The following is a 9,658-nucleotide window of genomic DNA, read 5'->3' as shown; positions in this document are numbered from 1 at the left end:
GACAAGCAAATCGGCTACGACAAAACGCAGGAGCTAGCTCAGTATGCCCGCTCCAAAAACGTGGGCCTGCTGGTGTGGTACAACTCCAACGGCCACTGGAACCAAGCCCCGCAAACCCCGACCAACGTGCTTTTTGAGCCCGAAAGCCGGCGCCAGGAGTTTGCCCGCCTTAAGCAGATGGGCATTGTGGGAATAAAGATCGACTTCTTCGGCGGCGACGGGCAGTCGTTTATGAACTACTACCAGGATTTGCTGACGGATGCTGCCCAAGCCGGTCTGCTCGTCAACTTTCACGGCACGACCCTCCCCAGAGGCTGGAACCGCACCTACCCTAACCTGATGACGATGGAAGCGGTGAAGGGCTTCGAGTTCCTGACCTTTGACCAGCGCAACACCGACCAGGAGGCTACGCACTGCGCCACGCTGCCCTTCACCCGCAACGCCGTGGGCCCGATGGACTTCACGCCTATGGCCTTTTCGGAGATAAGAGGCAAGCAGCGCCGCACCTCCAACGCCTTTGAGCTGGCCTTGTCGGTGCTGTTTCAGTCCGGTATTCAGCACTACGCCGAGGTGCCCGAGGGCATGGCCGCGCAGCCCGCCTACGTGCAGGACTTCGTGAAAAAGCTACCCCCGCGCTGGGCCGACGTGAAGCTGGTGGATGGCTACCCCGGCCAGTACGCGGTGCTGGCCCGCCAGGCACCCGGCGGCGCATGGTACGTGGCCGGCATCAACGCCACCGACGCCCCCAAAACCATTCAGCTGGACCTCGGTAAGCTAGGTCTGCAAAGCGGCACCCTCATTACCGACGGGGACACCAACCGCAGCTTCAGCACGCGGGCCGTGGTGGGCACTACCCTCAGCGTAACGCTGCCCGCGCGGGGCGGCTTCGTGGTGCAGCCCTAGCCGGGGCCAGTACTCTTAGCCGAGCCAGTTCTCTCCTTGCCTTCGCCACTTCCTGCCCATGCCTTCTTTCCTACAGAGACGTTTCTTACTTGCAGCCCTATCCCTTGCGTCTGCCTTTGGTTCGCCGCTACATGCGCAGGTGAAACAGGCTCAAAACCCCATCATTTTCGTCGACGTGCCGGACCTGTCGATGATACGGGTAGGGGACACCTACTACATGAGCAGCACGACTATGCACATGACGCCGGGCGTGCCCATCATGAAATCGAAGGACCTAGTTAACTGGCACTTGGTTAGCTACGCCTCCGACACGCTGGGTAGCCAGGATGAGCTAATGCTTCGCAACGGCAAGAGCACCTACGGCCGCGGCTCGTGGGCGAGTAGCCTGCGGTTTCATCAGGGTACATACTATGTCTCGACGTTCGCCCAAACGACGGGCAAGACCTATATCTATTTCACCAAGAACATCGAGAAAGGGCCTTGGAAAGCCGTGTCGTTCAAACCTAGCTACCATGACCACTCCTTGTTTTTTGACGATGATGGCCGCGTATACCTGGTATTTGGTGCCGGCAAGCTGCGGCTGATAGAACTGACGGCTGACGCTTCCGGCGTGAAACTCGGTGCCACGGAGCAGGTGCTTATCGAAAACGCGAGTGCCCCGGCTGGACCCAACCTAGGCTTGCCTGCCGAAGGTTCGCAGCTGTTCAAAATCAAGGGCAAGTACTACCTCTTCAACATCACGTGGCCGAAGGGTGGCATGCGCACGGTGGTGGTGCACCGAGCCGACAAACTCACGGGGCCTTACGAAGGCCGGGTGGCACTGCAAGACCTAGGGGTGGCGCAGGGCGGCCTCATCGATACGCCCGATGGGCGGTGGTTTTCCTACCTGTTCCGCGACTACGGCGCCGTGGGCCGCATTCCCTACCTAGTGCCCGTGACGTGGACCGATGGCTGGCCGGTGTTAGGCACAGCCGGCAAGGTACCCCAAACGCTGTCCCTACCCCCCAGCAAAGGCCTGATACCGGGTATAATAGCCTCAGATGAGTTTGCCCGGCGCAAGGGTGAGCCCGAGCTGCCACTGGTGTGGCAATGGAACCACAATCCCGAAAACACCCTCTGGTCGCTTACCGACCGCCCCGGCTACATGCGCCTCAAAACCGGCCGCGTGGATACCACTTTCCTGTTGGCGCGCAACACCCTGACCCAACGCACCATCGGCCCAACCTGCGCCGGCACTACGGCCCTGGATGTATCGCACCTGAAAGACGGTGATTTTGCGGGCCTAGCCCTCTTGCAAAAGCGGTACGGCCTAGTAGGGGTAGACTACCGCAACGGCGCCAAATCCATCGTTATGATTAGCGCGGAATCGGAGAAACCCGTGGAACTGCAGCGCCTGCCGCTGACGCAGAACACCGTGTATTTCAAGGCAGAATGTGACTTCACGGAGCGCAAAGACGTGGCGACTTTCTTCTATAGCCTCGATGGCAAAACGTGGAAAGCCATCGGCGGGCCGCTCAAGATGGCGTACACGCTGCCGCATTTTATGGGCTACCGGTTTGGGCTCTTCAACTACGCCACCAAGAACCCTGGCGGCTATGCCGATTTCGATTATTTCCGAATTGCAGACAAAACCAACGGGACTAAATAAACTGCTTGCCAGGTCATGCAGAGCGCAGCGAAGTATCTCGCGTGCTGACGTCAGGGTTACTAATCCAACGAAGCGCGCGAGATACTTCGCTACGCTCTGCATGACGAACGGCGTTTGCGGACCTTTTCTGAAGGAGGCCTTAGAAGATGTACCACCTTTAGCCGAGCAACGTGTCTCTAATCAGCTTGGGCATCTTCTAAACGGACCTAGTAAAGTGTCCAAGCTCTCACCTGGCCTGTCGCCGTCTAAGACGGCTGGCTGTGCTACCACGGGTTTCGGTCTGTGCCCACCTCCTGACCAAAGAACTGCCCACTGGGCCCCTCTGGCCCGAGTAGCGCGGCTTGCAGCACCCGCGCCGCGGCTTCGCTTGGGCTACTATCCCCCAGGTGATCAGTAAAATCAGTATCCACGTAGCCGGGGCACACCGCATTCACTTTGAAGTGGGTCTCCCGCAACTCGTAGGCCAGTGCGATTGTATAGGCGTTCAGAGCCGTTTTGGAGGCCGGGTAGACGCCGCCTTTCACGGCGTAAAACCTCCAGCGGGGGTCGTTTTGCAGCGTGAGCGAACCTAGCCCCGATGACACGTTGACAATGCGCGGCGCGGAGGACTCCCGTAGCAGGTCACAAAAGGCTTGCGTTACCTCAATGGCACCGAACACATTGGTGTTGAACACTTCCCGAAACGTGTGCAAGGGCGTCTCAAGTGCTGGCTGCGGGTACCCCCCGCTAATGCCAGCGTTGTTGATCAGCACGTCCAACACCGCTGTACGCTGGCCCAGGGCTTGCCGGGCGGCGGCGATGCAGGTGCTGTCCGTGACATCCAGGTGCAGCGCTTCCACCTGGGAGTAGCCTTCGGCTCGGAGCTGGCCGGCGGCCTGCTCACCGCGCTGCCTATCGCGGCTGCCCAGGTACACGAAGTAGCCGTGCTGCAAGAGTTGCCGGGCCGTTTCGAAGCCAATGCCTTTGTTGGCGCCCGTAATAAGTGCTTTCTTCATGCTTGTTGGTAGTCCAGTAAGGAACAGCACAAAAGTAGCAGGGTGCCGACGCGGGGCTGGTAGCCATTCTACCCGATTACTAGGACATTTTCCGTGGCGGGCGACTGGTGCGGTACTCAAGAGGAGTGCTGCCCGTTTCGCGCTTGAAAAAACGGCTGAAGTAGGAAGCCTCCGAAAAGCCCAGTCCGAATGCAATTTCTTTCAGGGACTGCTCAGAGTACACCAGCAGCCGGCGGGCTTCGAGCACCAACCGCTCGTGCACGTGCTTGATAGCGGGCTTGCCGCTTTGCGCTTTGACCAGCGCACTTAGCTGCCGCGCCGATAGGTTCAGCAGGTTTGCGTACGCACCCACTTCGTGCACCTCGCGGAAGTGTTCCTCTACTTTGGCTTGATAGGCGGTAAGCACCCGTTGGTCGGCCGCCGCGTCGGGGCCTGGCAGCTGCTCGGTATAGAGCCGGCTCAGGTAGGTGAGCAGCACGCTCATATGCGCGCTCAGTAATTGGTGCTGCCAAGAGCCAGGGCGGTAGTACTCGGTTTCCAAGTGCGCAAGTACTTGCTCCACAAAGGCGGCTTCCGTTGTGTTCAGCCGAAGCTGGTGCCCATGGTGGGGGTTTTGGATGAGGGGCAGGTCTTGCAGTGCCGCCGTCGGCTGCAGGGCTAAGAACTCGCGCGTAAACCCAAGGTAAGTGCCCCAGGCCGGGGCAAGTTCCTCGTTGACGAGAATCTGCGTAGGATTCGTAAAGTAGAGGGTGTTGTCCTGATGCGCATAGGGGGTCATGTCGACCCAGTGGCGGCCGCTGGTATGCTTGACAAAAAACAGCAGGTAATAGTCCTTGCGGTGTGGCAGCAGCATATAAGGAACGGGAACGAGCGCTCCCTCCAATCGGACAAGCGTAAACAACGGGTTACCCGTTGCGTCGTCCGGTTGAAAAGTATGAACGGGTAAGGGTAGCGGGCGGGCAAGCGGATCCATAACCCAAAGTTACCTTGCAGGGTGTAGAAATTGCCCCTGCCTGGCTACAGCAACGGGTAAGGGACGGTGATTTCAGCGCAGCTTCGGGCCGTGCACGATCAGGTGAAAGCGTACGCGCAGGTAGTCACCCAAACCAAATTTGCCGCCGCTTCGGACTAATGCCGCAAACCGGGTCGATAACACTTCCTATTACCGGAGCAAGACCCTGGCCGAAAAGGCCGCCTGGGACTTTATGGCGACGGACACCAACGAGTTGGAGCTAACTTCCGTACTTCCCGGTCTGATTCTGGGGCCGGTGCTGGAGGAGGACTTCGGCAATTCCGCCAATGCTGTGCTCAAGCTGCTGGACGGCAGCATGCCCGCCGTGCCCGCCATGAGCTTCGACATCGTGGACGTGCGCTCGGTGGCCGCCCTGCGGCAGCGGGGCATGGAGCAGCCCGCTGCCGCGGGCCAGCGCTTCCTGGGTACTTCAGGCTTCCTGACACTGGCGCAGGTGGCCGCCCTGCTGCGGACCCGGTTTCCTGACCGCCGCATCCCGCGCCGGGTGCTGCCGAATGTCCTGACGCAAGTGCTGAGCTGGTTCGACCCAGCCATCCAGCCCATCTTGGTAGACCTAGGTCCGCAGCGGCAAGGCGACAACCGAAAGGCTCAGCAGCTGTTACACTGGCAACTGCTTGACCCGCAGCAGGTCGTCATTGCCTGCGCCGAGAGTTTGCTGGCCCTCGGGCTGGTGAAATAAGCGCGGCCCGGTTCCATGGAAAATCTACGCAAGACCTTCAGTTTTGGCGGCGTGCTGAGTCCGGAAGAAATTGCCACCCTCACGAGCCATTTCACACCCCAGCGGTTCCGGGCCGGCGAGCATTTCTTCGCCCCCGGCGAGGTTTCCCGCCAGATTGGCTTCGTCAGCGCCGGGATGTGCCGCATGTACTTGGTAGGCTCCCAGCCGGGGAGGAAGCCACGACGTGCTTCCTGCGGCCCAACCAGTTCATCATGGACGTGGAAAGCTTCTATAGCAACCGGCCCACGGCAGCGGGCATTTAGGCCATTACCGAGTGCGAGCTGCTGCGCATTTAGTTCTGGCGAAAATGCTGGAAGTAATTGTCCTGCAATGCCTCCACCGGCGTGCCCGTTAAGTCTTCCCTTGGCCCGACAATGTGCAGATACACCAGACTGTATGCGCTGAGCTTCTGCAGCAGATACTTGAACAAGGGAATTGTCTCCTCAGTCGGCGTCATAATGCCGACTGCAGCTAAGTAAGGGCCCTGCCCAGCTGGACGCTGTGCCCTTTACCAACACACCTGGTTTAGGGATAAGGTAAACCAGGTGTGTTGTTGGCTAGCGTCTTATGCTTTGGGGGCGCGCAATGAATTAGTCCTGAATGTAAACGTCCAGGTTTTGGGCCATCGGCAGCTCTGCCGTGTCTGCGGCATCTGCGAGCGTCATTTCGGTCACGAAGGCCGCCATAGGGGTCCGCACCTTTTTCATCTTCACCAACCAATCGCCCGCTTCTTCCCGGTAGCCTAACGGCAAGAGCACCGTGCTGCGGTACCCACTGCTCGGTAGCTTCAAGAGTTCATCCAGCTTGTCGGAGAGGAAGCCTTCAATCGGGGTGGCATCTACTTTTTGTTCGGCCGCGGCCGCAATCGCCATCGCAAAGGGAATATAGCTTTGCTTGGCTGCATGATGGGCCTGCCACTCTGGGCCAGACCGCTCGTAGAGCTCCATAATGACCTTTTTATAGCCGTCCATCGTGTTGTGTGGCAAGCTGCGCTCATCCATCATATAGTCAAATACACTGGAAATCCGCGCATCGCTGTAGCCATCCCAGGCCGCAAAGACTAGTAGATGGGAGCAGTCGGTAATCTGACTTTGATTATAGGCTAGGCCTTTTACTTTCTCCAACAAGGCCTTGTCAGAAATGACAATGATCTTATACTGCTGCAAGCCGGAAGACGAAGGGGCTAAGCGGGCAGCCTCTAGGATGTAGGCTAGTTTTTCCGGCGGGACGGTCGCCCCATTCATCTTTTTCGTGGCGTAACGCCACTGCAAATCGGTTAGTAAACTCATGCTGTTTGAACGTTTGACGAAGTAAACCTTGGACAAAAGTACAAGTGCCTACGATCGTTTAGTACCTTTGGGACAAAAAGTAACAGCGGCAATTGACCCCTCTAAGGGACAAGCAGGTAACCAACTGAGCTATGGAAAAAGGAACGGCAGACCATCCCATCAGCAGCGCGTGTGCCAAGCGGATGCGCGCCATTGATGATACCCTAGATATTTTGAGTGGCAAATGGAAATTAGCCATTATCGCGCGTCTCTGCCATCAACCGATGCGCTATTCCACCCTCTTAAGAGATGTGACGGGCATTGCCGGTAAGGTGCTGAGTCGCGAGCTCCAGGACTTAGAAATGAATGGGCTTATCACCCGAGCCGTTTCCACTAGTAAACCGCTGGCGGTGACGTACAGCATTTCCGAAAACGGAAAATCCTTAAAGGCGTTAACTGATAGTATCGCCGATTGGGGGCTTCAACATCGCGCACGTATTATTCAAGCTGCGGACTGAGAAGGATGTAAACGTGACCGTCCAGCCTTTCTTCGATAGGAGCGCCTAAAAGCTCAGCACACCTCTCGAACCGCGTCAGCTACCCGCTTCAGATCCGTGTCCGTCATGGCTGAGCCGGAGGGTAGGCACAGGCCGCGCCGAAACAGTTCCTCACACACCGCGCCGCCGTACCTAGGTGCCTGCGCGAAAAGCGGCTGCAAATGTAGGGGCTTCCACAGCGGCCGCGACTCAATGTTGTGCGACTCCAGGTGCAGCCGCAGCCGCTCGACGGTAACCTCCGTTTGAGCGGGGGCAAGCAATAGCGTGGTAAGCCAGCGGTTGGAGCGGCTGCCGACGGGCTCGGGCGGGCCGACTTGCAGTAAGTTGCTGGCTTGCAGATGCTGATGATACCAAGTGTAAATCTCCCGGCGCTTTTTCACCCGATCTTCAATCAGCTCCAGCTGCCCACGACCAATACCCGCCAGGATGTTGCTCAGGCGGTAGTTGTAGCCGGTGACGGAGTGCTCGTAGTGCGGGGCCGGATCTTTGGCCTGGGTAGCCAAAAACTGCACTTGCTGCGCAAACCTAGCTTCACTGGTGAGCAGGGCGCCGCCGCCACTGGTCGTGATGATCTTGTTGCCATTAAACGAAAGCACACTGACCGCCCCGAATGTGCCGAGCTGCTGCCCGTCGTAGCGCGAGCCCAACGCTTCGGCCGCGTCTTCCAGCACCGGAATTTCGTACTCCGCCGCTACTGCCAGCACCTGCTCTAGCTGGGCTGGCATACCGTACAAGTGCACGATAATCAGTGCTTTGGGCTTTTGGCCGCGCCGCAGCCGATCTTCAATGGCTTCGCGTAGCCGAACGGGGCAGATGTTCCAGGTAGTCGATTCGCTATCCACGAATACGGGCGTGGCACCTAGGTACGTAATTGGGTTAGCAGTAGCTACAAAGGTGAACGATGGACACAGCACTTCATCGCCAGGCCCCACGCCGAGCACTGCCAAACCCAGGTGGATTGCCGCCGTACCCGAGTTCAGGGCAACGCAGTGCGCGGCGCCGGTGTACTGGCAAAGCTCCTGCTCGAAACCTCGAATGTTCGGCCCGACCGGTGCCACCCAATTGTCCTCAATGGCTTTGTGCACGTAGTTCAGCTCGTGGCGACCTAGGTGCGGCGGGGAGAGGAAAATTCGGTCGTGGTCTTGGCTACGCATGGCTTTTGATAACGGTGGCGGGCACGCCCACGGCCGTGCAGTCGGTGGGCAGGTCGCGCACGGCTACTGCGCCGGCCCCTACGATGGTACGCGCTCCAACCCGTACCTGGTTGATAACGGTTGCATTAGTGCCTAGGTAAACGCCGGTTTCCAGGTACGCTTCCCCACCCACGTTGGCGTGCGGCATCAGCGAGCAAAAGTCTTCCAGCACGGCATCGTGGCCAACGGTGCAACCTAGGTTCAGCAGGACGTGTTTGCCCAGCGAAATATCCGTGGTGAGAATGCAGCCCTGGCTAATAACGCTACCCTCGCCAATACGAAGCTGCTGGTAAGGCCGGCACGCCACGCCCGGGTGAATGAGCGTAGCAAAGCGCAGCAACGGCGACGTGAGCTGCTGCACAATTGCGGCCCGGTGCCGGCTGTTGCCAACGGCAACAACCACATGCAGCGGCTCGCGGGTCGCATTCAGGTCGGCGGCAGAACCTAGGTAGGGCAGACCGTGAATCTGCGAGGTAGCGGGTGCCTTATCATCAAAGAAACCCGCCAGCTCCCAAGCCGGCAATGCTTCGTTGATCTGGCGGGCCAGCACGAGCACTTCACGACCTAAGCCGCCCGCCCCGAAAATCACCAGACGAGGCAATACCGCGCCGTTTGCAGCTGTATTACTCATGCTAGGTTTTCGTCTTGGTTGGGCTGATTGCCGGTGAAAGCCGCTGTTGTGGCATGGCCCGCCGTCGTGATATCTTCCGCTTTCAACACCTTCCAGAAGGTGCGCGCCAGAATGCGCAAATCCAGCCCCAGCGACACATGCTCGACGTACCACACATCGTAGATGAACTTCTGCTGCCAGGAAATAGCATTGCGCCCATTCACCTGCGCCCATCCTGTAATACCCGGCCGCACCTCATGCCGCCGCGCCTGTGTTGGGGAATAAAGCGGCAGGTAGTGAGGCAGTAAAGGCCTGGGGCCCACCAGGCTAAGGTCGCCGCGCAGCACGTTCCAGAGCTGCGGCAGCTCATCCAGGGAAGTCGCACGCAGCCAACGACCGAGGCGGGAGAGGCGTTCGGCATCCGGAAGCAAGCGGCCTTGCGCATCGCACGCATTGGTCATGGTCTGGAGCTTGTAAAGCGTGAATAATGTCCCGTTGAGGCCGGGGCGAAGCTGCCGAAATACGATCTGCCCACCGTTTGCCAGCCTCAGGGCCAAGGCCGCAGCCAGCAGCAACGGCAGCGTGAGCAGCAGCAGCGGCCCGGCCAGCGCCACATCGAGTAGGCGCTTACCCCAAGAACGGTACCAATCGGAGGGAGAGGAGGCTGACATACGAAAAGGCGAACCCGGCGGAGCGCAACAAAGATTCAAAAGTAGCTTTTTCTGTAGCGTAA

The 9,658-nt window shown here is 58.8% G+C and carries 12 protein-coding genes; 5 read left to right on the top strand and 7 right to left on the bottom strand.

Annotation, left to right across the window (positions count from 1 at the left end; translation table 11 throughout):
- Positions 1-903: glycoside hydrolase family 97 catalytic domain-containing protein (locus IEX74_RS18095; RefSeq protein ID WP_188815413.1), on the top strand; the 903-nt coding region annotated here is incomplete at its 5' end.
- 58 nt (positions 904-961) lie between these two features.
- Positions 962-2,551 (top strand): glycoside hydrolase family 43 protein, encoded by a 1,590-nt coding sequence (locus IEX74_RS18090; protein ID WP_188815412.1) that lies wholly within the window; start codon positions 962-964, stop codon positions 2,549-2,551.
- A 263-nt stretch (positions 2,552-2,814) separates the two neighbouring features.
- On the opposite strand, the gene IEX74_RS18085 is transcribed toward IEX74_RS18090, so the two are convergent.
- Complete coding sequence (locus tag IEX74_RS18085; protein WP_188815411.1) at positions 2,815-3,546, bottom strand: SDR family oxidoreductase; 732 nt, start codon at positions 3,544-3,546, stop codon at positions 2,815-2,817.
- A gap of 79 nt (positions 3,547-3,625) precedes the next feature.
- Positions 3,626-4,399: an AraC family transcriptional regulator gene (locus tag IEX74_RS18080; protein ID WP_229755360.1), complete on the bottom strand. Its 774-nt coding sequence runs from the start codon at positions 4,397-4,399 to the stop codon at positions 3,626-3,628.
- A 259-nt stretch (positions 4,400-4,658) separates the two neighbouring features.
- Here IEX74_RS18080 and IEX74_RS18075 point away from each other — a divergent pair, with 259 nt between their 5' ends.
- Together IEX74_RS18075 and IEX74_RS23385 are read left to right on the top strand one after the other, a co-directional pair.
- A complete protein-coding gene (locus IEX74_RS18075) occupies positions 4,659-5,258 on the top strand; it encodes a Rossmann-fold NAD(P)-binding domain-containing protein (protein WP_188815409.1) in 600 nt (199 codons plus the stop codon).
- Positions 5,259-5,434: 176 nt separating this feature from the next.
- Positions 5,435-5,560: a hypothetical protein gene (locus tag IEX74_RS23385; RefSeq protein ID WP_262892044.1), complete on the top strand. Its 126-nt coding sequence runs from the start codon at positions 5,435-5,437 to the stop codon at positions 5,558-5,560.
- Positions 5,561-5,589: 29 nt separating this feature from the next.
- Here IEX74_RS23385 and IEX74_RS18070 read toward each other — a convergent pair whose 3' ends face one another.
- Together IEX74_RS18070 and IEX74_RS18065 are read right to left on the bottom strand one after the other, a co-directional pair.
- Positions 5,590-5,754 carry a hypothetical protein gene (locus IEX74_RS18070; RefSeq protein ID WP_188815408.1) on the bottom strand — a complete coding sequence of 55 codons (165 nt, stop codon included), beginning with the start codon at positions 5,752-5,754 and terminating at the stop codon, positions 5,590-5,592.
- A gap of 133 nt (positions 5,755-5,887) precedes the next feature.
- Positions 5,888-6,586, bottom strand: coding sequence for a nitroreductase family protein (locus IEX74_RS18065; protein ID WP_188815407.1), 699 nt, complete (start codon positions 6,584-6,586; stop codon positions 5,888-5,890).
- A 131-nt stretch (positions 6,587-6,717) separates the two neighbouring features.
- Between IEX74_RS18065 and IEX74_RS18060 the strand changes: the two genes are divergently transcribed.
- A complete protein-coding gene (locus tag IEX74_RS18060) occupies positions 6,718-7,083 on the top strand; it encodes a winged helix-turn-helix transcriptional regulator (RefSeq protein WP_188815406.1) in 366 nt (121 codons plus the stop codon).
- A 53-nt stretch (positions 7,084-7,136) separates the two neighbouring features.
- Here the strand turns inward: IEX74_RS18060 and IEX74_RS18055 are convergent, their stop codons facing one another.
- From IEX74_RS18055 to IEX74_RS18045, 3 genes are read right to left on the bottom strand one after another with little or no spacing between them, the layout of a single operon-like run.
- Complete coding sequence (locus tag IEX74_RS18055; RefSeq protein WP_188815405.1) at positions 7,137-8,276, bottom strand: DegT/DnrJ/EryC1/StrS family aminotransferase; 1,140 nt, start codon at positions 8,274-8,276, stop codon at positions 7,137-7,139.
- Complete coding sequence (locus IEX74_RS18050) at positions 8,269-8,946, bottom strand: acetyltransferase (RefSeq protein ID WP_188815404.1); 678 nt, start codon at positions 8,944-8,946, stop codon at positions 8,269-8,271. The genes IEX74_RS18055 and IEX74_RS18050 overlap by 8 nt, the downstream gene beginning before the upstream one ends.
- On the bottom strand, positions 8,943-9,596 hold the full coding sequence (locus IEX74_RS18045) for a sugar transferase (RefSeq protein ID WP_188815403.1): 654 nt from the start codon (positions 9,594-9,596) through the stop codon (positions 8,943-8,945). The genes IEX74_RS18050 and IEX74_RS18045 overlap by 4 nt, the downstream gene beginning before the upstream one ends.
- Between the last annotated feature and the right edge of the window lie 62 nt (positions 9,597-9,658).

It is taken from the genome of Hymenobacter cavernae (genome assembly GCF_014641455.1).
In the GTDB taxonomy this organism is placed as follows: Bacteria; Bacteroidota; Bacteroidia; order Cytophagales; family Hymenobacteraceae; genus Hymenobacter; species Hymenobacter cavernae.
This window is presented reverse-complemented; position numbering and strand designations above follow the sequence as displayed.